General features: G+C 34.8%; 22 protein-coding genes and 1 tRNA gene. 10 read left to right on the top strand and 13 right to left on the bottom strand.

Translation table 11 applies throughout. The annotated features are described in order from the left end of the window. Positions 1-72: 72 nt before the first annotated feature. The 9 genes from FCN74_RS01815 (at position 73) to FCN74_RS01780 (ending at position 5,137) form a co-directional block, all read left to right on the top strand. Entirely contained in the window at positions 73-921 is an 849-nt protein-coding gene (locus tag FCN74_RS01815) for an Lcl C-terminal domain-containing protein (protein WP_138930882.1), read from the top strand. A gap of 60 nt (positions 922-981) precedes the next feature. Next, entirely contained in the window at positions 982-1,323 is a 342-nt protein-coding gene (locus FCN74_RS01810) for a four helix bundle protein (RefSeq protein ID WP_138930881.1), read from the top strand. A 151-nt stretch (positions 1,324-1,474) separates the two neighbouring features. Beyond that, positions 1,475-1,663, top strand: a complete 189-nt coding sequence (locus tag FCN74_RS01805) for a DUF1566 domain-containing protein (RefSeq protein WP_138930880.1) — start codon at positions 1,475-1,477, stop codon at positions 1,661-1,663. Positions 1,664-1,707: 44 nt separating this feature from the next. Further along, positions 1,708-2,931 carry a reverse transcriptase/maturase family protein gene (locus FCN74_RS01800; protein ID WP_138930879.1) on the top strand — a complete coding sequence of 408 codons (1,224 nt, stop codon included), beginning with the start codon at positions 1,708-1,710 and terminating at the stop codon, positions 2,929-2,931. 182 nt (positions 2,932-3,113) lie between these two features. After that, a complete protein-coding gene (locus FCN74_RS01795; protein WP_138930878.1) occupies positions 3,114-3,578 on the top strand; it encodes a PIN domain-containing protein in 465 nt (154 codons plus the stop codon). Next, positions 3,568-3,726 carry a hypothetical protein gene (locus FCN74_RS12010; protein WP_171047086.1) on the top strand — a complete coding sequence of 53 codons (159 nt, stop codon included), beginning with the start codon at positions 3,568-3,570 and terminating at the stop codon, positions 3,724-3,726. The genes FCN74_RS01795 and FCN74_RS12010 overlap by 11 nt, the downstream gene beginning before the upstream one ends. A 196-nt stretch (positions 3,727-3,922) precedes the next feature. Then, complete coding sequence (locus FCN74_RS01790) at positions 3,923-4,171, top strand: type II toxin-antitoxin system ParD family antitoxin (RefSeq protein WP_138930877.1); 249 nt, start codon at positions 3,923-3,925, stop codon at positions 4,169-4,171. After that, positions 4,164-4,397: a type II toxin-antitoxin system RelE/ParE family toxin gene (locus tag FCN74_RS01785; RefSeq protein WP_246062532.1), complete on the top strand. Its 234-nt coding sequence runs from the start codon at positions 4,164-4,166 to the stop codon at positions 4,395-4,397. The genes FCN74_RS01790 and FCN74_RS01785 overlap by 8 nt, the downstream gene beginning before the upstream one ends. 53 nt (positions 4,398-4,450) lie before the next feature. Continuing rightward, complete coding sequence (locus tag FCN74_RS01780) at positions 4,451-5,137, top strand: ComF family protein (RefSeq protein WP_138930876.1); 687 nt, start codon at positions 4,451-4,453, stop codon at positions 5,135-5,137. Between the two features lie 2 nt (positions 5,138-5,139). Here FCN74_RS01780 and FCN74_RS01775 read toward each other — a convergent pair whose 3' ends face one another. From FCN74_RS01775 to FCN74_RS01760, 4 genes are all read right to left on the bottom strand, one after another. Next, positions 5,140-6,792, bottom strand: coding sequence for a DUF6909 family protein (locus FCN74_RS01775; protein ID WP_138930875.1), 1,653 nt, complete (start codon positions 6,790-6,792; stop codon positions 5,140-5,142). A 4-nt stretch (positions 6,793-6,796) separates the two neighbouring features. After that, positions 6,797-8,293 (bottom strand): GH3 auxin-responsive promoter family protein, encoded by a 1,497-nt coding sequence (locus tag FCN74_RS01770; protein ID WP_138930874.1) that lies wholly within the window; start codon positions 8,291-8,293, stop codon positions 6,797-6,799. Then, positions 8,293-9,153 (bottom strand): M23 family metallopeptidase, encoded by an 861-nt coding sequence (locus tag FCN74_RS01765; protein ID WP_138930873.1) that lies wholly within the window; start codon positions 9,151-9,153, stop codon positions 8,293-8,295. The genes FCN74_RS01770 and FCN74_RS01765 overlap by 1 nt, the downstream gene beginning before the upstream one ends. Before the next feature lie 342 nt (positions 9,154-9,495). Next, a tRNA-Gln gene (locus FCN74_RS01760) sits at positions 9,496-9,568 on the bottom strand. 81 nt (positions 9,569-9,649) lie between these two features. Between FCN74_RS01760 and FCN74_RS01755 the strand changes: the two genes are divergently transcribed. Further along, positions 9,650-10,771, top strand: a complete 1,122-nt coding sequence (locus tag FCN74_RS01755) for a DNA polymerase III subunit (protein WP_138930872.1) — start codon at positions 9,650-9,652, stop codon at positions 10,769-10,771. A gap of 51 nt (positions 10,772-10,822) precedes the next feature. On the opposite strand, the gene FCN74_RS01750 is transcribed toward FCN74_RS01755, so the two are convergent. The 9 genes from FCN74_RS01750 to FCN74_RS01710 all read right to left on the bottom strand — a co-directional run bounded on the left by FCN74_RS01750 (position 10,823) and on the right by FCN74_RS01710 (position 20,536). Further along, positions 10,823-11,395: an OmpH family outer membrane protein gene (locus FCN74_RS01750; RefSeq protein WP_138930871.1), complete on the bottom strand. Its 573-nt coding sequence runs from the start codon at positions 11,393-11,395 to the stop codon at positions 10,823-10,825. A 143-nt stretch (positions 11,396-11,538) separates the two neighbouring features. Next, the gene (locus FCN74_RS01745; protein WP_138930870.1) at positions 11,539-12,387 is read right to left on the bottom strand and encodes a class I SAM-dependent methyltransferase; all 849 of its coding nucleotides are present in this window, start codon (positions 12,385-12,387) and stop codon (positions 11,539-11,541) included. 22 nt (positions 12,388-12,409) lie between these two features. Next, positions 12,410-14,281: a tRNA uridine-5-carboxymethylaminomethyl(34) synthesis enzyme MnmG gene (gene mnmG, locus FCN74_RS01740; protein ID WP_138930869.1), complete on the bottom strand. Its 1,872-nt coding sequence runs from the start codon at positions 14,279-14,281 to the stop codon at positions 12,410-12,412. Positions 14,282-14,285: 4 nt separating this feature from the next. Continuing rightward, entirely contained in the window at positions 14,286-14,723 is a 438-nt protein-coding gene (gene ybeY / locus FCN74_RS01735; RefSeq protein WP_138930868.1) for an rRNA maturation RNase YbeY, read from the bottom strand. Then, positions 14,701-18,165 (bottom strand): DUF4175 family protein, encoded by a 3,465-nt coding sequence (locus tag FCN74_RS01730; protein WP_138930867.1) that lies wholly within the window; start codon positions 18,163-18,165, stop codon positions 14,701-14,703. Before FCN74_RS01730 ends, ybeY begins: the two co-directional genes overlap by 23 nt. Before the next feature lie 60 nt (positions 18,166-18,225). Continuing rightward, a complete protein-coding gene (locus tag FCN74_RS01725) occupies positions 18,226-18,684 on the bottom strand; it encodes a GNAT family N-acetyltransferase (RefSeq protein WP_138930866.1) in 459 nt (152 codons plus the stop codon). A gap of 5 nt (positions 18,685-18,689) precedes the next feature. Next, a complete protein-coding gene (locus FCN74_RS01720; protein WP_138930865.1) occupies positions 18,690-19,592 on the bottom strand; it encodes a cation diffusion facilitator family transporter in 903 nt (300 codons plus the stop codon). A 7-nt stretch (positions 19,593-19,599) separates the two neighbouring features. Then, positions 19,600-20,031 carry a ribose 5-phosphate isomerase B gene (gene rpiB / locus FCN74_RS01715; RefSeq protein WP_138930864.1) on the bottom strand — a complete coding sequence of 144 codons (432 nt, stop codon included), beginning with the start codon at positions 20,029-20,031 and terminating at the stop codon, positions 19,600-19,602. Positions 20,032-20,104: 73 nt separating this feature from the next. After that, positions 20,105-20,536, bottom strand: a complete 432-nt coding sequence (locus FCN74_RS01710) for a DUF4168 domain-containing protein (protein ID WP_138930863.1) — start codon at positions 20,534-20,536, stop codon at positions 20,105-20,107. Between the last annotated feature and the right edge of the window lie 475 nt (positions 20,537-21,011).

The raw sequence follows: 21,011 nt of genomic DNA, 5'->3' as shown, positions 1-21,011 counted from the left end.
AGTCAACCTATATCAGTATAATACAAAAACTAAAGACATTATTAACAATAATTACATTAATTTAAAACAAAAATGAAACAAAGTAAATTTTTTTTAGCACTAGTTTTAACACTAGCTTTAAATGTTTCTTACGCTCAAATAGGAATTGGAACAACAACACCAAAAACAACACTACAAGTAATAGGAGACCCTGCAACCACAACAACCGCAGATGGTATACAAGCCCCAGCACTTTCATTAGCAGAAGTAGATGCCAAAGTTGACGCTTATGGTACAGACCAGGATGGTGCAATCGTGTATGTGAATGATGTAAGTACCGCTTCTACGAAAACACAAACAGCCAACATTACCGCAACGGGCTATTACTACTACGATGCACCAAATGATGTCTGGAAAAAAATGGGAAGTTCTACCTATTCCGTTGGCGACTTTGCCCATGGCGGTATTGTGTTTTGGGTGGACGAAACCGGACAACACGGTCTTGTATGTGCCAAACAAGACCAAAGCACCGGAGTAAGATGGTATGCAGGCACCTACGGCAATACGCAAGCCAAAGGAGATGGACCATATGCAGGCGAAGCTAATACCTCAATAATTATTGCAGCTCAAGTTGCTATAGGTGATGATGGCAGCACTTATGCAGCGCGTATTTGTAATGAGCTACAAGTTACCGAAGGTGGCAAAACTTATGGCGACTGGTATCTTCCCTCAAAAGAAGAATTGAATTTAATGTATCAAAACAAGGTAACTATTGATGCTACCGCAGTGGCAAACGGAGGTGGCGGTTTTGCTAGTGCCTACTATTGGAGTTCTACCGAGCTCGTTAACACCAACGCTTGGATACAGAACTTCAACGATGGCTTTCAGAACTTCTACAATAAGAGCCTCACTTATAGAGTTCGTGCTGTTCGGGCTTTTTAACAATTTATCTATTTAACAATTTATCCGCGGAGCGGTCGATTTTTTTTTTTTTTTTTGAATATGGCATTATACTACGAATTACAAGTTTTTAAGGATGTTTACAAACTTGTGCAAAAAGTGTTTTTATATACGCAGGAGTTTCCTCGTGAGTACAAATATACTTTGGGACAAGATATGAAACGAGATGCCATACAGCTTGTAAGAAGTATTTATAGAGCCAATAAAGCAAAGGATAAAATTGTTTATCTGGAAACATTTTTAGACGATTTTGAATTGCTAAAATTTGAAATACGCCTTTGTGTGGATATGAAAATTTTAGCAATAAAAAAGCAAGCCGAGCTATCGGGTTTAATGGATAGCATAGGCAAACAAATTACCGGTTGGCGTAATGCCAATAGGTAAATGCCGGAATTGTATGTGTTAAGGCATATACAAGCGAGCAAGGTTTAGTTTAAAAGCGATAAAGGGACTGCTCTTTTTAGCAGTTAAAATGAGCGTTACTTGATATGGAGCAATTCATTTTTGAGTAATACTACAATAAATATGAGATGCCTTGTATTTATATGAACGCCTTTATTTTTCGGTTGGCGGTTTTGCTAGTGCCTACTATTGGAGTTCTACCGAGAACAATAACAACAACGCTTGGAAACAGAACTTCAACAATGGCAATCAGAACAACAACAATAAGAACAACACAAATAGAGTTCGTGCTGTTCGGGATTTTAAACAAACCATTTATTAACACTGTCGGGCGTTTGCTCGGCAGTGTTTTTATAAAACAAATAAATGCAATTATCACTTTTCGATATACCTCACCCCAAAATTGAGCTTGCAGAACTTTTTAAAGCTTATTTTAATTGCCGCAGCAATAAACGAAACACCGCCAATGCCATTGCATTTGAAATAGATTATGAACATAATTTGGTTCAACTCTGCAAAGAAATAAACAACGGTACATACCAAATAGGTCGTTCCATATCTTTTATAGTCGATAAACCCGTAAAGCGTGAAATATTTGCAGCAGATTTTAGAGACAGAGTGGTGCATCATCTTGTAATTGGCAAACTCAATCAACTGTTTGAAAAGCAATTTATACATGATAGCTACTCTTGCCGTGTAGGAAAAGGAACACATTTTGGCGTGCAGCGTGTTGATAAATTCATACGGAAGTGTTCTGCTAATTACACTCAAGATTGCTACATACTAAAACTCGACTTGCAGGGCTTTTTTATGAGCATCAATAAAAATATTCTGTTTAAAAAACTAGAACAATTTATAAGTGAAAAATATAAAAATTCCGATAAGGATTTACTTTTAAAACTGTGCAGGAAAATTATATTTAACGACCCAACAAAAAACTGCATCATAAAAGGAAACAAAAGCGATTGGGATAATCTACCCCAAACCAAAAGCCTTTTTCATAGTCAACTCAATTGCGGTTTACCCATTGGCAACTTAACCAGTCAAGTATTTGCCAACTTTTACATGGACACCTTTGACCATTTTGTAAAACACGATTTAGGTATTCGTTATTACGGCAGATACGTTGACGATTTTGTGATAATGCATAAGGATAAAGAGTTTTTAAAGAAAGTTATTTCAAAATTATCGGAATATCTGCAAACCGAATTACAAGTTACCATACATCCAAAGAAAATTTATCTACAACATTACAGCAAAGGAGTGAAGTTTTTAGGAACTGTAATACTTCCCAATAGGATTTACATTGCTAATCGTACAAAAGGAAATTTTTACAACGCCATAGAAAAGCAAAACGAAATAGCAATAGACCACAAACCAACAAAAGAAGAACAAAAAGCTTTTCAAAGTAGCATGAATTCGTATTTGGGTATAATGAAGCATTACAAAACTTATAAACTACGAAAAGGTATGCTATTCAAAAACTTAAACGGTTATTGGTGGAATCATCTGTACCTATCGGGTGGTATAGCAAAATTTATATTGAAAGTAAGACCAATTAAAAAACAACGTAACGCTAACAGCGCATAACAAGAATGGCGAGATTTGGTGCTGAAATGAAAGGTTTGTGTATTTTAGAGAATTAAAAGTTTAACCGAAAAACTTGTGCATTTTAAGTCGCCACTTATGTTATGCGCGAGACGTTGGTAACAAGGCTGAAAAAATAATTCTGCTAAAATTGAACTTCTCACTAAAATTTGTAAATTAGTGATATGAAAAAACAGCGGATATATTTGGACACTTCAGTTTTTGGAGGATATTATGACGATGAATTTCAAGAATGGACTAAACCTTTGTTTGAAAGAATAAGCAACGGTGAGTTTACAATCCTAATATCAACTATGCTAGATGAGGAATTGGAATTTGCACCGGAAAGGATTAAGAATTTATTAGCTGACTTAAATGATAGCTTTACTGAATTTTTAAAAGATAAAGATGAAGCTATAAGTTTAGCGACCGAATATATTGACGAAAATGTAGTTGGAAAAACAAGTTATGCGGATTGTTTACATATCGCACTTGCTACGATATATCAGGCTGACTTACTTGTAAGTTGGAATTTTAAGCATATCGTAAATGTTGAGCGAATACGAGGCTATAATTCTATAAATTTAAAAAATGGATATAAACAATTGGATATTCGCTCTCCAAGAGAATTAATGAAATATGGAAACTAAAACAAAAAAGAAATTTGATGCTGTAAAGTTTGCCCGAGAGCAAAAAGATAGATTGGATAAGATGTTCTCGAAAATGACTAAAGAGGAAATTTTAGAGTATTTAAAGAACAAAAGTATTGAAAGAGGACGTGTGAAGCCCAGTGCCTAACAAAGTGTATAGCTCATTGCGGCTGAATTCCTAATCGGAATTCATTGCAATTTACTATCTTTCGGTTACGGAGGAAAAACCTCGCAGATTTTCACGAAACAAATCATAGCCAAACAAGTTGGGTGTAATTTATACGAAATTTTACCAATTTGACTATTTTACCAAATTTTGGTATATTTGTGCAAAATATTAAGAAATGAAAAACACATCAATATCACTCGGAAATTATTTTGACCAATTTGTACAAACTCAAGTTTCTGCCGGACGATACAAAAACGTCAGTGAAGTAATCAGAGCTGGACTTAGGCTTTTAGAAAATGAAGAAAGTAAAGTGATTGCTTTACGTAATGCAATTCAAGAAGGACTAAGCAGTACATTAGTGGAAGACTTTGACTTTGACAAAAATCTAAAAAAACTAAAAGCGGAAAAAAGAAAAAATGGCTAAGGTAATTTTAAGACAAAAAGCCATTGATGACTTGAATGACATTTGGGATTATACTTTTGGCAAATGGTCTGCAAAACAAGCGGACAAATATTATGCGACAATAAAGTTAGCATGTAAAGGAATTGGACAAAATCCTTATGTTGGAAAAGAATATGACGGAATAAACAAAAACTTGCTCGGACTAAAATCTGGGAACATATTATATTTTATCAATCTCTATTGTTGAGCCGGTATTTTAGCCTAGGTTTTTTTTGATAACTTTGTTTAAGGTAAAAAATCATGTTATTTCAAGGTGCTTTAGATTTATTATTTCCAAAGGTTTGTATGTCTTGTGAGGCGCAACTTCATACAGGTGAAGAATTGATGTGTACCAGATGCCGTTTTGATATCCCAGAATGTAACTGGACAAACCCTGGAGACAACCTCATTACTGATAAGCTATTAGGTAGAGTACCATTGGTGTACGCAGATGCATTATTATATTTTGAAAAACGCAACAAAACCCAAAAGCTTATTCATGAACTCAAGTATAAAAACCAAGAACATATCAGTAAATATTTAGGATTATGGCATGCTGAAAAACTAAAACGAAATGCTTGGACAAGTACCATAGATGCCATCATTCCTGTTCCAATTCATGCTAAAAGAAAACGAGATAGAGGCTACAATCAAGTCGAAGGATATACCAAAGCTTTATGCCAAAAGCTCAACTGTGAGTACAATGATAAACTGCTTTATCGAAAACACTATTCAAGAACTCAAGTCTTTAAAAATCGTTTGGCACGAACCGGTGTGATAGAACATAATTTTATTTTAAATCCAAAAGCTGTAAAAAGCAATTATAAGCATTTAGCTCTAGCAGATGATTTAATTACAACAGGTGCTACTGCAGAGGCCTGTTTTATTCAATTATCAAAACTGAAGCATATCAAATTAAGTTTGTTAGTAATGGCTGTAGCAGCTTAAGATTATTGTTGTATCTGTCCCAATATCTTTTCAGTAATGAGGTATGTCGGTTTGACGCCAGAGGTTCCTAAACCACCAGAGGCCAATGTGCTGCCTGTCTCTAAGGGATTATCACTGGCATAATAGGCGTAGCGAACTTTAATATCGGGTTTTATGTTACCTCTGAGGCGTGCAGCCGCTTGAATCGCTTTTTGGTAATGTGCGCCTTCCATTTCTAGACCGATCACGTCCCAAGTCGAGTCGTGAAAAAACTTAAGCAAGTCTCTGTTTTGAAGCGATGTGCCTAAAACTGTCACCATAGTTCCGCCAAAAACTTCAAGGCCATTGTTTTCTATATCGCTGATTTTAAGCTCATTGGTAAAAGGATAGTTGTCTGCAGTACCTTCAAACAAATGGGCTTTTGGTATCATAATATCTCCTTTTGCACCTTCGAGAATTCCAGCTTTTCCCATAATTGATATTGAGTCTATGTTTAAGTATTTTGGTTGATTAGAGCCTGTATTGAAAGGTTTTAGTAATTCGTCCATGGTCTCGTAAGCTTGCTCGCCAAAGGCGTAATCCATGACGATAATAACTGGTTGGTCATTTTGTGATTTAAACTTCGAAAGATCAAAAATTTGAACATCGATATTAGTTCCACTAGTGTCTTTAATATAAGTCATCCCGTTTTTTGACGCATATTGAGCAACTTTATCTCTTAGGTTTTGGTTGGAGCTGTCGCTTAAAGCTTCATAAATTTCAAGATTGCTTTTTTCTTTGCAAAACGCCTTTAAAGCTGTTTTAGCATAAAGTGTATTCATAACAGAATGCATATTGGCACTGATAATATGCAATTCTCGACTTAATAAACCTTTCTGTTTAAGTGTTGATTTTATTGTGTTTGCCCAAATTTCTCCATGGATATGATGTCCTAAACGTTCTCTTAATACTGGGCTAAATGTGATGACACGCTTTTTATTATCTACAAATTCATCTAAAGCCAGTTTTCCTAAATAGTAAATAATTTTTAAAAACCGATGCTTATTGTGGGGCGTTGCAAATTTTTCATAAACCGCATTAACTTCAAAAAAGGTTCGCCCTAAAATATTAGCGACATGGGTGATAGCAACTTCTTTTTCTTTTTCTGATAACTCTGGTTTTTTGACTATCTGTTTTAACTTATTCCAATCTCTGGTTAAGTTTTTCTCTTCTTCAATGATAACATTTTCCATGATTTTGTGAGACTCAATAATCAAAAAAGTCAAATGGGTTAAAATGTCATATATGTCACTTCGACCTCGGGTGATTTCAATGTTCATTTGCTCTTCATCTATACGGTAGCAGTTTCTTCTTCTCTTTTGTGGAATAATAGCTTTAAAATGCGAACTGGCATAACCTTCATCACTGGTCAAGTTGATATAGCGACATTGTTCTATGCCTAAAGGTAGTCGTTCCATAACGTATAAGAGCCCATTTAGTTCTACTTTGCTTTCTGCAATACTACCATATATTTCAGGTCTTAAAGTGAGCAGAGATTCTCTTAACGTCTTACCTGAAACCCCCATGGGCTTGTAAAACCCACGTATAAATAAATGCCGCATCGTAATGTAAATGCGCTCGATAGCCGCTGTGCTTTCTTGCGCCCTATTCCTATAGTTTTCAAAGTTGTTTTTCATAATTTTAGGACTTTAAAAATTTTGAAAGTTGGTCTGCAATCTTACGGTTATCTGATAGACGAGGGATTTTATTTTGTCCACCTAGTTTGCCTATAGACTTCATATACTTATTAAAACTATCTGGAGTTAAGCTTCTTATTACAATTGATCTGAGCATTTTTCCAGTTCTCAAATCTTTGTAATAGCTGTTTTGTTCGACTAAGGACTGGTCTATAGTTTCAGCAAACTCTTCTAGGTTTTTAGGCTGCTTATCAAATTCTATCCACCACTCGTGATAAGGCAAACCTTTATCCGGGTTGACTTGAGGCGCAACTGTAAATTCATTGATACGAGATTGGTGTTGTTGACATGCGGTTTTCATCGCATTTTCAACTTCACTGCCAATTACATGTTCGCCAAATGCTGAAATAAAGTGTTTTATTCTTCCGGATACGATAATTTTGTAGGGTTTTAAGCTTGTAAATTTTATGGTGTCTCCAATGTTGTAACGCCATAATCCAGCATTTGTAGAAATGATTAATACATAATTTTGGTTGAGCTCTACTTCATTTAAACTGTAAACTTTGGGGTTATCCTCAAAAAACTCTTCAGACTTAATAAATTCATAAAACATGCCTGAGTTGAGCTGTAGCAACATACCTTGATCATCTTGCTGGTCTTGAAAAGCAAAAAACCCTTCAGATGCTGGGTATAATTCAATACTATTGACTTTTCGCCCTATCAACTTTTCAAATTTTGGTCTATAAGGTTCATAGTTTAAACCTCCATAGATGAAAAGTTCTAAATTTTTAAAAAGCTCTCCAACTGGTTTTCCTGATTTTTTTACTAATTTTTCAAAATAGGTCTGTACCCACGATGGAATACCGCTAATCACAGTCATATCTTGACCGATGGTTTCGTTTACAATGGCATTGACTTTGGTTTCCCAGTCCTCAATACAATTGACCTGCCAACTTGGAAGTCTGTTTTTTTGAAGATATGATGGAACATAGTGTGCAACAATGCCTGAAAGGCGTCCGGTTTTGATGCCGTTGGTTTCACCCATTTCAGGACTGCCCTGTAAAAAGATCATCTTACCGTCTACAAAAGCACTGTTGCCGGTTTCAGCAATGTAACACAGAATGGCATTTCTCGCCGCACGAATGTGGGTTGGCATTGAGTCTTTGGTTAACGGTATGAATTTAGCGCCACTGGTAGTTCCTGAAGTTTTGGCAAAGTATAAAGGTTGTCCGGGCCACAATACGTCTTTTTCGCCTTCAACGACTCGATCGACATAGGCTTTGAGTTGCTCGTAGTCTCTTATGGGAACTTGTTTTGCAAATGCTGTTGGGCTTTGTATGTTTTTAAAATCATGGTCTTTACCAAAGGCTGTATTCTTAGCTTTTGTAATTAAATATTTGAAAACCTGTTGCTGAGTATCAATCGGGTCATGAGCCCAACGGTTTATCTCTCTTCGAGTCCATTTGGCATAAATTTTAGCTGCAAAAGATTTTAAAGACATTAATTAAAATTTATAAACTCTTCGGGGTTAATTGGGTTGCCGTCACTCCACAGTTCAAAATGTAAATGGGTTCCTGTAGAAAGCTCTCCGGTATCACCGGTTAAGGCAATGACTTCTCCAGAGGTCACAAAGTCTCCTTGTTGCTTGAGTAATGATGCGTTGTGTTTATAAACCGAAATCAACGAAAATTTATGCTCAATAATAATGACATAGCCTGTCTGAGCTGTCCACTCAGAAAATATCACCCGTCCATCAGCAACAGACTTTACGGATTGATTTTTGTCAGTAGCTATGTCAACTGCAAAATGCTTGTTTTTTGGATTAAACCCATCTGATACAATACCTTGAACTGGTGGAAACAAGGTAAAGTTTCCTTCAAAAACAGCTTGTTGAAAAACGTTAAATTTATCTTCCTGCTCTACTTCTGCCCTCAGTAAAGAATCATTTTTACTTGGCATTAATTCTGACTTATCTACGGTAGCAGGTTTGGCGTCTACAATGGCGTCTTTATCAAATATAATAGTATCTGTTTCGCCTTTTAACACCATTCTTAAGCTATTAAAATAAGCATTCTTGGTTTCCACTACTTGTTGTAAAGAATCAATTTTTAAATTTAATTTTGTCGCTTGTGTTTTAAAGTCAATTGTGGTATAGCCTGGAATATAAGACTTTAAAGGTGTGTAAACAATAAGAGCAGAGGTTAAGATGACAATTAAAAATGCTGAGATTATCATCAAAGCAATAACATATAACCTGTTAATTTTAAAAGAAATGCGCTCTTCGAAAGTGTCTTCATTAAGAATGACCAATCGATAGCGATGCAATAGTTTTTTTACAATTTTGGTTTTTTTCTTAGCCATACGATGTCCTATGACTTACAAAGATAGAATAAACTTTGATGCGAAAAATATAAGAGTTTTTGAATTTTTGAAATATGGGGCGTAAGCCTAAATTGGACTTTAAATAATTATAACACCAAAAAAAACTGAACCACACCGGTGTTTCATAGTTTTTTAGTTGACCAATGTTTCAACTGCTTTTCGGCTTCGCTTAATGAAACAGCTCAGCACAGCGCTAGGGCTTACCAATAAGGATTTTCTAAGATCGTTGCACGCCCAAGAAAATCTCTATCGGGATAAACTTCTCGCCTTTTTATCTAAAATGAAAAATCCCGAAAAACAAGACGTTTCGGGATTGTATTGTTGGCCTACTAGGGCTCGAACCTAGACTCTTCTGGACCAAAACCAGACGTGTTGCCAGTTACACCATAGGCCAAAAAGGATTTGCAAATTTAAAACATTCTTTTGTTTAAACAAATCTTTAATACAAATTTTATTTGCATTAATTTTGTAGACTATGAGGTTTGAAGATATCATTGGACAAGATCACTTAAAAAAACACCTTAAAACGTGTTATACCAACGACAGAATACCTCACGCACAATTGTATGTTGGAGAAATGGGTTATGGGACCTTACCAATGGCTTTAGCCTGTGCCAATTTAATTTTAAATTCTGATACATCTCGTCAGGTATACTCCACAGTATTACAACATCCTGATTTTCATATCGCAGTGCCTGTTAACAATGACAAAGGAAAACCCAGTAAACCTACTACTTCAGATTTTATAAAACCGTGGTTGAATCTAGCAGAGTCTAATCCATATATGGATTTAAAAACTTGGTACACTGAAATTGGCATCGAAAAGAAAAAAGGATTAATGACTGTCAATGAAGCAGATCGTATTGCAAATGAGCTTGCCTTAAAGCCACACTCCGGTGTAGCAAAAGTGATGATCGTTTGGTGTGCAGACAAGCTTCATACTGCTGCAGCTAATAAATTACTAAAGCTCATTGAAGAACCGCCAGAAAACACGTTTTTGATTTTAACCACCGATAAAGAAGAATCTATTTTAGACACTATAAAATCAAGGTGTCAGGTCTTAAATTTTCCAAGACTAAGTCAAGAAAATATTCGCAATGCTTTAATCAATCGACTTTCTTTAGATTCTTCGCAGGCCAACTTTATTGCGCAACAAGCCGATGGTGATTATACACAAGCCTTCAATTTGGCTCAAAACAATCAAGAAGAAGTTGAATTTGAAGAGTGGTTTATTAATTGGGTTCGGCTGGCATTTCAGGCCAAAAAAAATAAGCAGGTCGTTATTAAACTCATGGATTGGAGCCAGAACATAAGTGATAATACCCGCGATAAACAGGTTCGCTTTTTAAAGTATTGCCTGCATTTCTTTAGACAAGCTCTGCTTAAAAACTATCAAGTACAAGAGTTGGTTTATTTAAAAACACAGGCTAATTTTTCTTTAGATAAGTTTGCCCCGTTTATCCATGGGAATAATATTGAACCTATTTATACAACCATACAAGACGCCATTTATCACATCAATAGGAATGTCAATGCAAAAATGGTCATTACCGATGCTTCTATAAAGCTATCGCGGTTTATACATATGAAAGCATAAAAAAAGCCCAAGCAAACGCTCGGGCTAATATTAAAATAGGAGTTTTTGGACTTACTTAACCGAATCATTTTTAGTTTCCGCTTCGCTAGTTTCATCTAAACTATCTGCTTTTACGCTATATTTTTCGTTTAAAGCTTTAGTCACTTCTTCTGTGATGTCTAAATCTTCTTTGCCATACAAGATATTGCCAGATTCGTTAGCACCATAAATATACGTATATCCATTTTCCTTGCCGTAATCTTTAATAAAATCCTTAACGAGTTTTACTAAAGAATCCATCTCAGCAGTTTTACGCTTTTGGAATTGCTGGTTGTTCATTTGTTGTTGTTGCCCCAAACGTTGTTGGATTTGCATAATTTGATTATAAAGCTCTTCTTCTTTAGCTTCAGACATTTGTCCCTGCTTACTTTGGTATTCTTTAACTAAATCCTGATAACCGCTTTCAGCAACCATGGCGTCGATTTTAGCTTTTAAAGCTTCTTCCTCTTGCGTAAATCGCTCTTCAGTCTGTTCGAGTTTTTCAAAACCTTCCATAATCTCAGAATTATTGACATAGGCAGTTTTGTTTTGTTGACAACTTATTATGCCAAGACTTAAAATGAATAAAATTGCTAGTTGTTTCATATGTGATGTATTTTGTTGCGAAAGTAAATAAGAATAAAAGATTGACCTAAAATTATGACTATAAATATTTATTATTGTTATTTTGATTTTAATATTCTGAATCTATAAAAAACAAAGGTGTTTTAGGGCGTTTAAAGCCGTTTTTAAGAATCGATGTCCTCATGAGTGTTTTGCTCTTTAAATGGCTTTAAAACATACAAAATTGACGAATACTTATTATTGAATACTGCTTTTAAGTTAGATAACAATCCTACGAATATAGCCATTACAATATTGCCCTTTGATTTATAGTGTTCAGATAGTATTGAAACGTAAAACGCGTCAAAAGGCATTCCGGTTTCTTTGATACAATTAAAACCGTAATCATAAAAAATTGACTTAAGTCCTCTTCTTGAAAAATGCCACAAATGTCTTGGCACATCCCAAGCCGCCCAATATTTTTTGTAATATTGAGCGTCATGGCTTTTATGGTTTGGTACTGCTATAAATAAAACACCATCAGGTTTTAGAATTCTTCTGAGTTGGTTAATGGCATTTTCAAGGTCGGGAATATGCTCCAAGCTATGCCATAACGTAATGACTTCAAAAGAGTGGTCTTCAAATTCATTAAGATAATCCTTACGCTTAATACCTTTTTCTGAAAGTTCAGGATGTAGTTTTATTGAGGGTTCTATACAAAATTTTGACCAATCTTCTTTTTTAAAAACCTCTAAAAATTGTCCTGTCCCTGCGCCAATGTCCAAAATTTTGCCCTGTTGATGGTGTTTTAAAACCATTTGTCTTTTCTTATTAGTCATAAAAGATTTTACTCGTTGGTAAATTTTATCTTTTAAAGATTTAGCTTGTGTTTGGTGTGAAATATATGCTGGCGAGTCATAATATTTAGACAGGTCTTCTTCTTTTGGTTGTGGAAAAGTTTGAAGAATTCCCTTGTATTGTGAAGGTTTAACTTCAAAATATTCTTGGGTTAAGAAATGGTCTTTGATTTTCATATCACAATGTTCCACGTGGAACCTATCGTCCTAAATGCACTAATAACACCGAGATGTCACTTGGATTTACACCACTTACGCGTGAAGCTTGAGAGATACTTTGTGGTTGTATTTGGGAGAGTTTTTCTCTAGCCTCATAAGACATAGATTTCAATTGCGAATAATCAAAATTTTGAGGAATTTTAATGTTTTCCAACCGGTGTAGTTTATCAGCGTTTTGCTTTTCTTTTTCAATATAGCCGGCATATTTAACTTGTATTTCAGTTTGCTCTTGTATTTCAGAATCTAAGTTGTTCTCTTTAATGAAAGCATCAACTTTATCAATTTGCTTTAAATCTGAAAGTGAAATATTAGGTCGTGCAAATATCTTAAATAATTTACCCTGTTGATCTACAGGTTTTGAGCCTTTTGATTCTAAAATTGGATTAATTTCTGAAGTTGTAACACTAGTATCTTTGAAAAATTGAACGAATTTTTTGGTTTTTGCTATCTTCTTATCGACTTGCTTCATGCGTTCTTCTGAAGCTAAACCAAGACGATAAGATCGCTCTGTTAATCTGATGTCCGCGTTGTCTTGTCGAAGTAAGGTTCTATATTCTGCGCGTGAGGTAAACATCCTGTAAGGTTCTTCAGTGCCTTTTGTGATTAAATCGTCGATTAACACACCGATATAAGCTTCGTCTCGTCTGAGAATAAAAGGATCTTGGGATTTAACTTTAAGCGCAGCATTTATGCCAGCCATCATACCTTGTGAACCGGCTTCTTCATAACCTGTTGTGCCGTTAATCTGACCTGCAAAAAATAAACCAGATACGAGCTTTGTTTCTAGTGTATGCTTTAATTGGGTTGGTGGAAAATAATCGTATTCAATAGCGTAGCCGGGTCTAAAAAGTTTGACGTTTTCAAAACCTTTGACTGATTTTAGGGCATTGTATTGAACATCTTCTGGCAGAGAAGTAGAAAACCCATTTACATAGTATTCAATAGTTGTCCAGCCTTCAGGCTCTATAAACATTTGATGTCTGTCTTTGTCTGCAAAGCGATCAATTTTATCCTCAATACTGGGGCAATATCTTGGTCCTATACTTCGAATTCGACCATTGAACATGGGTGAACGGTCAAAGCCTTCTCTTAAGAGGTCATGAACTTCTGGTGAAGTATAAGTCATATAGCACGAACGCTGTTTTTTTATGGTTTTGATGTCCTTCAAAAATGAAAATTGACCGATATTATCGTCTCCGGGCTGTTCAACCATTTTAGAGAAATCTAAAGAACGGCCATCTACGCGTGGTGGAGTTCCTGTTTTCATACGACCAGCTTGAAAGCCTATTTGCTCAAGTTCTGCAGTAATACCAGTTGAGGCACGTTCACCAGCTCTACCACCTCCAAAGTTTTTATCGCCAATATGAATTAAACCATTTAAAAAAGTGCCATTGGTAAGCACAACGGTTTTCGCTTTTATTTCAAGACCTAATGAGGTTTTTACACCTTCTATTTTGTTATGGTTTACTATAAGTCCGGAAACCATTTCCTGGTAAAAATCGAGATTTGGTGTTTGTTCTAAGAGCTCACGCCAACGTTGGGAAAACATCATACGGTCAGATTGCACTCTCGGACTCCACATCGCTGGACCTTTAGAACGGTTAAGCATTTTGAATTGTATAGCCGTTTCGTCTGAAACTATTCCGGAGTAGCCGCCTAAAGCATCTATTTCACGTATAATTTGGCCTTTGGCAATGCCACCCATGGCTGGATTGCATGACATTTGAGCAATGTTCTGTAAATTCATGGTGGCTAGCAAAGTAGAGCACCCCATATTAGCTGCTGCGGCTGCAGCCTCACTTCCAGCATGGCCTGCACCAACAACAATAACATCATATTTATTATTAAACATCTCTTTAATTTTTGTTTTGTTCCACGTGGAACATTTCTAAAGCTTTATCTTCCTCTGAGCGCATTACTTGTTTTTGGCTTTCGTTTTTATCATTATAGCCCATACAATGTAAAATACCGTGTATCATTACGCGATAGAGTTCTTTTTTAAAATCTAAATTGTTTTTTTGGGCATTATCTTTAACCCTTTCAAGACTTATAGCTATATCTGCTGAAATAGCATTCTGGATAGTATTATCAAAAGTGATTATATCAGTATAAAAATCGTGGTCTAAATGTTTTTGATTGATTTCAAGTAATTCCTCGTCGGTATAAAAGTTATAATTAATTTCTGTAAAGACATAACTCTGATCATAGATATATTTTGACAGCCAATTTTTAACCTCTGACTCTAAGTTCAGGTCGAATTTTTCAAGGTGGTTAAAGTTGATTTGCGCTTTCATCAAAATACTTGTTAATTAATACTTTGTATTTATTTTGCAAAGGTAATTGTTGGCGATTTAATATTTCAAATGTTTCAAAATATTCTTTAGCTTTGTTAGTGGATTGTGGTTTTTTGTTGTTTTGATAATCTTTAAAGTGTGTAGTAGCTTGTCGTCTATCGTCCTGCCCTTGTTGTTGAGCGGCTTTTTCTAGTTTAAGTAATTGGTGTTTGATATTTTGCATCTGTTTTAGAACATCAGAAGAAAATCCTTTCAACAACATGTCTTCTTCTAATTGGTCTAAACTACGCTCAAGATTTTGAGATTGGGACTCTAAACCTAGTTCTTTTATTTTGTCTTCCAATTGATTTCTAAGGTCTTGTTGCTGCTTATAAATTTCAAATATTTCTGAACTCATTTCTTCAGATAGTCCCGGTTTTTCGGCATTTTGGTCTTCGCCCTTTTGGTTTGTATTGGAGTTTTCTCCGTTCTTTCCATTTTGTCCTTGTTGTCCGGATTGTTGTCCGCTTTGTTGTTTTCCTCCTTGTTGTTTATTTTGACCAGACTGTTGACCTTTTTGCCCTTGGCCGGGCTTTTGGCCTGGTTTTTTTCCTTGGCCTTTTTGGCCCATTTGCTTTTGTAACTCTTCGTGTGATTTGATAATATCTGATAATTGAAATCCTTGACCTTTAGATTGTCCTTGTTTACCTTTGCCTGACTGGCCTTGTCCTGAGCCTTGCATCTGCATTTGCATCTGGTCCAGCGAGGCATCAAGCATATTGGCCAATTCATTGGCATTAACCATCACATATTGTTGACTTGTTGTGCCAAGACGCATTTCTGTTTCGGCCAGTCGTTCTAAAGATTTTTCTATATCAAACTGAATATCAGTAAGTTTTGACGTTATGCTTTCTGAAATCATGGGATTTCTTAAGGCTAAAGCAAACAGACTATCATCGATATGCTCAAAATTTTCACGGAGTTGCCCTTGTCGACGCAATTTTTTAGCAAAATTAGGGTTTGAAGCATTTATAGATTTGAAGTCTTTCATCAAAGCTTCTTGTTCTTTTGAAAACGTAATCAAATTATCTAAAATTTGTTTAAGCATTTCGGCATCTTCACTTTGTTGCTGTGCACTCATACTCATCATAGATTGCGACATTTGCTGCGCCATCTTTTTCATTTGTTCGCTGGCTTTTTTCTGCTGTTGATTGGCTTGTTGTTGTTGTTGATTTTTTTGGCTTTCAGTATTATCTTTAGATTCACTTTTCTCTAAATTGTCTTGGGCATCTTCTTGAGCTTGATCAACTTGTTTTTCTGCCAGTTTATCCCGCTCAATAGATAGGGGTTGTTTTAACTTTTTATTTTCTTTATCAAGGTCGTCAAGTTGTTTTTGTAAGTCGTCAAATTCTTTATTTAATTGTTTTTGGGTTTCACTTTCTTTGTCGCTTTCTTGTTTAGAGAGTTGTTCTTGTTTTTCTGCCAATTCATTTAAATCTTCAGCGATCTTTTGGGTTTTTTGTTCTACGTAATAGCGCTTGGTCAGCTCCAGTAATTGCTCTAGACTTCGCTCCTGTTTTTTTGAAGAATTAGAAAATTTATCAAGTTTTTCTTGTAGCTTTTCGTTGTCTAGTTTATTCTGGTATTTTTCTAATTCTTTCAACAAGTCTTCATTTTGTTGAAGCATTTTTTCATTGTTTTGTATCCGTTCTTGAAGTGCTTTTTTGTCTTCGTTATTCTCTTCGGGTTGAAATTCATCAAGCGACTTTTCTAAAGATTTCATATAGTTTTTCATCATTTGGCGTTGTTGTTTTTGGCGTTTGATGAAATTTGAAATCTTTTGTTTATCTGAATAATTGAACTTTTGCTTTTCCTTTTGTAGCTTTTCAATGGCTTTGAGGTCTTTTTCTTGTTTTTTTAAATTTTCTAAACCCGAATTGAGACTGTCTAAACTTCTGTTTTGTTGGTTAAGCAAGGCGTTATCAATTTCAGATTGAGTATTTACGCGATATCCAAACACTTGTGATTGAGAAGACTTAGATCCATTAACTCCATCATTATCAAACACTTCAAAATAGTATTTATAAGAAGTGCCTTGTTTTAATTCAAGGTTTTCATTGGGAAATACGTAGAAGTATTTTTCGTAAGTTGAAGGTTTTATAGGGATGTCTTCTTTGTGGGTTTGTTGAGGGTTATTGGCTTCATAATATACTATTTGACTACGTTTTAAACCATAATCATCTGTCAAATTAATTTGATAATAATACGTTTTTTGACTACTAGAATCTTTCTTTTGTTGAACACTTATTTTAGGATATTGGTCTTTGATGACTTTTATTTTATAAGAAAGGGTTTCGTAGTCTTGAAGGTTTTGGTTTGAGGTTGAAATGCTGTAATTAAGATTTTTATTTACTTTTTTGTGTAAAGTAAATATGTCGTCTTTCTTTTGGAAAGTATCAGTTTGCGATTCACTTAGGAACTTGACATAATTGGTGGCTTGAGTTTTAAGCTGCCATTCTATTTTAGTGCCTTCCGGGATATTAATACTGCCTTGACCTTGGATACGTTTATTTTGGTTTTGCGTGTAATCTGGGTAATCTAGAGCCATGGTAAAATCGAGAATTTTAGGCACTTCCATCACTTCTATTTGATAAGTTTTTGAAGTAATCCCATTGGCTGAAAACTTAAAATTTAAATCCTCATTTACTTGATTGAATAGATATTCAAATTGGCCATTGCCCACAGGCCTTAAAAAAAAGTCTTGATTGTTGATGTTGATTTTGGCTTGCTTGGGTAGTATTTCACCGGCAGTAGAAATTTTCAACTTTAATGCTTCACCTTCTACAACTTTTAGACTTGTATTATGGAGTTGAAAATAAAATGGCGCCGGTGGTTCGTAGTAGGTTTGGTAATTAACAACCCGTTTGTAGGAATCCGTAAAAAGATCAATTTTACCGAAAGCAATAACGATGATGATAATACTAATAGGAATTGCAGCAAATTTTAAATATTTAAGATTTAAAGACAAATTAACGGCGAGTTGAAATGGTACAGGTTTTAGGTCTTTGGCTTTTTGTTCGATACCAGCAATAACAAGCTCATCTTGAGCACCCTGAGCTTTGAGCTGTAGTAAATTGGTGAGCTTGTCACTGACCTCGGGAAAATGCTTACCAATTTGAGTTGATGCATCACTATAATCGATACCCTTTAACCAACGCATTAATTTGGCGATAGGCCAAACAATAAATTTGGCAAATAACAGCGAAGAAAATAACACAAAACTCCAAAATAAAATTGCTCGTCCAATGGAATTTAACCACAGAAGGTATTCTAAAGCCGTTGTGATGATAAAATAAAAGAGTGTTGCAGAAAAAAACAATATCAACCCTTTTATCAATTCGTTGATATAATACTTGCGTATATATTGATTGATTTTTTGTTCTATGATATTGTAATTCTGCATTGCTATCGTTTCTAGAAAATCAAATGTAAGATATATTTGGTAAGCTTGAAAAAGGTGTTGCTAAAGTTTAACCTTTTCATGAGAACGATACATCGCTATATGCGGAATACCATCTTCAAGATAACCATCACCTTGTTGATAAAAGTTGTGGTATTCATAAAATGATTTTAAATGTTCTTGAGCAGAAAGTTTAATAATTTGGGAATCAAATTGAACTGAAATAAATTGAAGGCAAAAACTCATCAAGTCATGGCCTATTGCTTGCTTACGATACTTTTCTTTAACAATGATTCTTCCTATACTTAACTCTTTAAAATAAGTATGTGGTGGTAATATCCGAGCGTAAGCGACCAAAACTTTCTCGTCGTAAGCTAAAATATGAGTAGCTAACTGGTCATAACCATCAATATCTTGATAAACGCAATTTTGCTCAACCACAAAAACTTCTGAACGCAATTGCAAAATGTCGTAAAGCTGTTGGATGGTAAGTTGAGAAAAATTGAAATTTTGAAATGTCATATAGATTAATCTTGAACAATAATGTCTTTTGGGTCTCTTTTGTTATATTCAGGTTGAATGGTGACGTGATTGATATTATATTTTGATTTAAGTAAATCTTCAATCTCTTCTAAAACTTGATCAAATTCTGAAATTTTAAGGTTGTCTTCAAAATCCAAATGGGCTTCTAGGTGAACTTCATCTTCGTTAAGTTGCCAAACGTGAACGTGATGAAGTAGAGCAACACCTTCAATATCGTTGATGTGGTTAACAATATCTTTGACATTTAGATGAGTTGGTGTAAACAACATCAGAACACGATAAGATCTTTTGAGTAAGTCTACACTCATATAGATAAGATATAATGCAATTGCTAAAGTCAATAAACTATCTATCCAATATGTTTGATAATACTTCATAAGTATTCCGCCTACTAAAACGGCTATTGAAGCCAACAAATCTGAAAGTAAGTGTAAATATGCAGAACGCATATTCATGTTTTTACCACTATCTTTTTTGAGAAGTAACACACTAAAACCATTTCCTAGGATAGCAACTAAAGATAAAATAATCACCAAATCCGATTCAATATGATGTGGTGAAAAAAAACGCTCAATAGCTTCAATAATTAAGATGATTGCTATGACAACAAGAGATGCCGCATTAACAAAGGCTGCTAAAATTTCTGCGCGTTTGTAACCAAATGTGCGTTGCGTGGACGCCTCTTTTGAAGCAAATACAGAGGCCACATAACTTATAATAAGCGAAACGACATCAGTAAAATTGTGTAAAGCATCAGACAATAAGGCTAAACTCCCGCTAATTAAGCCACCTATAACCTGTGCTATCGTGATACCAATGTTGAGAAAAATGGTTATCAGGATTTTACCTGAATGTGACGGTTTGGTATGAAAGTGGTGATGACCCAAAATCTGGTTATGAACAAGCTATTTTTTCAACCCGTCTTTGATGTCGACCACCGTCAAATGGCGTATCAAGAAAAATATCAACAAACTTGATGGCTTGTTGAAGAGATACAAATCGCGCTGGAATACTCAAGATATTTGCATTATTATGCTGCCTGGCAAGTGCTACTATTTCATTATTCCAGCATAAAGCAGAACGGATGCCTTGGTGTTTATTGGCCGTCATATTGGCGCCATTTCCGCTACCACATACAATGATGCCAAATTGAGCAGATTGGTTTTCTACATCCTTAGCGACTGGATGAATAAAATCGGGATAATCTACAGAATCTTCTTTGTCGGTGCCGTGGTTGTTAACATCATGACCGTTATCTTTCAGATGCTGTACTATAGCGTGTTTATAACTCGTTCCTGCGTGATCATTACCAATAGAGATTTGCATAATTTTATGTTTTAAACAAAATTACATAAACTCTACAAATCTCTAATTGATTGTTGATAAATATGTTTTGAAATTATCCTTGCATTAAAGCCCTTAAGCGTTGCTGTAAAGATTTATCTTTTTGGAGTAAAGCAGAAATTTGCTGAAAACGCTCTACAGTTAAACCGGTATCTTTAATTTTTGTTTGTAACTGAGCTTGAATCTCTTTCTGTATAGCCTCTACAGATGACATAGCTGCTTTATATTTTTTTAATTCATCATCAGAAGCTTGAACTTCTTTATTTGGATTTTGCTCAGCTTGATTGATAACGTTAAAACGTTCTACAGTTAAATCTTCATCTGTGACAGCTTTCATCATTTTTTGTTGAGAGGATTGGTTAATCATTCTAACCTGTTGAAAGGCTGTGGCAAATTTTTCGAGTTCCTGATCTGATACATTTTGACTTTGTGCTATGAGTGATGTAGTCATAAAACACAACACTAAACTTGTGGCAATCTTAAACATATATTTTTATTTTTTATTAGCGCCCAAATAAAAGAAAGCTGAAATAGACTCACAAACTTTAATGGGTTTTAACAAAGACTTATTAATTAATGCCGTTTATCAAGGGCTTTATAATTTTTACTTTTTCTAGATAATTTTAAAAATACCTTGATTAACCAAAGATTAAGGCATTGTTAACTCATTAATATAACATATTGATATTCAATATAGTTTTAATTAACAATACTGTTGATATGTTTTAGTAAGAAAATGAAAAATAGATTTGTTTTTTATCAGAAAAAATACAGATAGAAATCCAATTGAACTCAACAAATTTTTTATGGGTTTTTAAAAACAAATTTATCAGCATCTAAAGTCGTTTTATCAACACTAAATTCTAAGGTAAAAATCAATATTTATTAAAGGTGCTTTTTATGAACAGATGTTGATAAAGCAGAATGAAATCTAATAATCAATGTTTTAAAATTGACAAGCT

This window comes from Mesohalobacter halotolerans (genome assembly GCF_006120725.1).
Taxonomy (GTDB): Bacteria; Bacteroidota; Bacteroidia; order Flavobacteriales; family Flavobacteriaceae; genus Psychroflexus; species Psychroflexus halotolerans.
Note: the sequence above shows the minus strand (reverse complement) of the source record. Positions and strands in the feature narration are given on the sequence as shown.

Coding starts and splice junctions, on each gene's coding strand:
- ybeY (WP_138930868.1), bottom strand. CDS start 14,723: ATGAAAGCGCAAATCAACTTTAACCACCTTGAAAAATTCGACCTGAAC.
- FCN74_RS01755 (WP_138930872.1), top strand. CDS start 9,650: ATGAGGTTTGAAGATATCATTGGACAAGATCACTTAAAAAAACACCTT.
- FCN74_RS01725 (WP_138930866.1), bottom strand. CDS start 18,684: ATGACATTTCAAAATTTCAATTTTTCTCAACTTACCATCCAACAGCTT.
- FCN74_RS12010 (WP_171047086.1), top strand. CDS start 3,568: ATGGAAACTAAAACAAAAAAGAAATTTGATGCTGTAAAGTTTGCCCGA.
- FCN74_RS01810 (WP_138930881.1), top strand. CDS start 982: ATGGCATTATACTACGAATTACAAGTTTTTAAGGATGTTTACAAACTT.
- FCN74_RS01780 (WP_138930876.1), top strand. CDS start 4,451: ATGTTATTTCAAGGTGCTTTAGATTTATTATTTCCAAAGGTTTGTATG.
- FCN74_RS01790 (WP_138930877.1), top strand. CDS start 3,923: ATGAAAAACACATCAATATCACTCGGAAATTATTTTGACCAATTTGTA.
- FCN74_RS01770 (WP_138930874.1), bottom strand. CDS start 8,293: ATGTCTTTAAAATCTTTTGCAGCTAAAATTTATGCCAAATGGACTCGA.
- mnmG (WP_138930869.1), bottom strand. CDS start 14,281: ATGTTTAATAATAAATATGATGTTATTGTTGTTGGTGCAGGCCATGCT.
- rpiB (WP_138930864.1), bottom strand. CDS start 20,031: ATGCAAATCTCTATTGGTAATGATCACGCAGGAACGAGTTATAAACAC.
- FCN74_RS01815 (WP_138930882.1), top strand. CDS start 73: ATGAAACAAAGTAAATTTTTTTTAGCACTAGTTTTAACACTAGCTTTA.
- FCN74_RS01710 (WP_138930863.1), bottom strand. CDS start 20,536: ATGTTTAAGATTGCCACAAGTTTAGTGTTGTGTTTTATGACTACATCA.
- FCN74_RS01800 (WP_138930879.1), top strand. CDS start 1,708: ATGCAATTATCACTTTTCGATATACCTCACCCCAAAATTGAGCTTGCA.
- FCN74_RS01745 (WP_138930870.1), bottom strand. CDS start 12,387: ATGAAAATCAAAGACCATTTCTTAACCCAAGAATATTTTGAAGTTAAA.
- FCN74_RS01765 (WP_138930873.1), bottom strand. CDS start 9,153: ATGGCTAAGAAAAAAACCAAAATTGTAAAAAAACTATTGCATCGCTAT.
- FCN74_RS01795 (WP_138930878.1), top strand. CDS start 3,114: ATGAAAAAACAGCGGATATATTTGGACACTTCAGTTTTTGGAGGATAT.
- FCN74_RS01750 (WP_138930871.1), bottom strand. CDS start 11,395: ATGAAACAACTAGCAATTTTATTCATTTTAAGTCTTGGCATAATAAGT.
- FCN74_RS01785 (WP_246062532.1), top strand. CDS start 4,164: ATGGCTAAGGTAATTTTAAGACAAAAAGCCATTGATGACTTGAATGAC.
- FCN74_RS01775 (WP_138930875.1), bottom strand. CDS start 6,792: ATGAAAAACAACTTTGAAAACTATAGGAATAGGGCGCAAGAAAGCACA.
- FCN74_RS01730 (WP_138930867.1), bottom strand. CDS start 18,165: ATGCAGAATTACAATATCATAGAACAAAAAATCAATCAATATATACGC.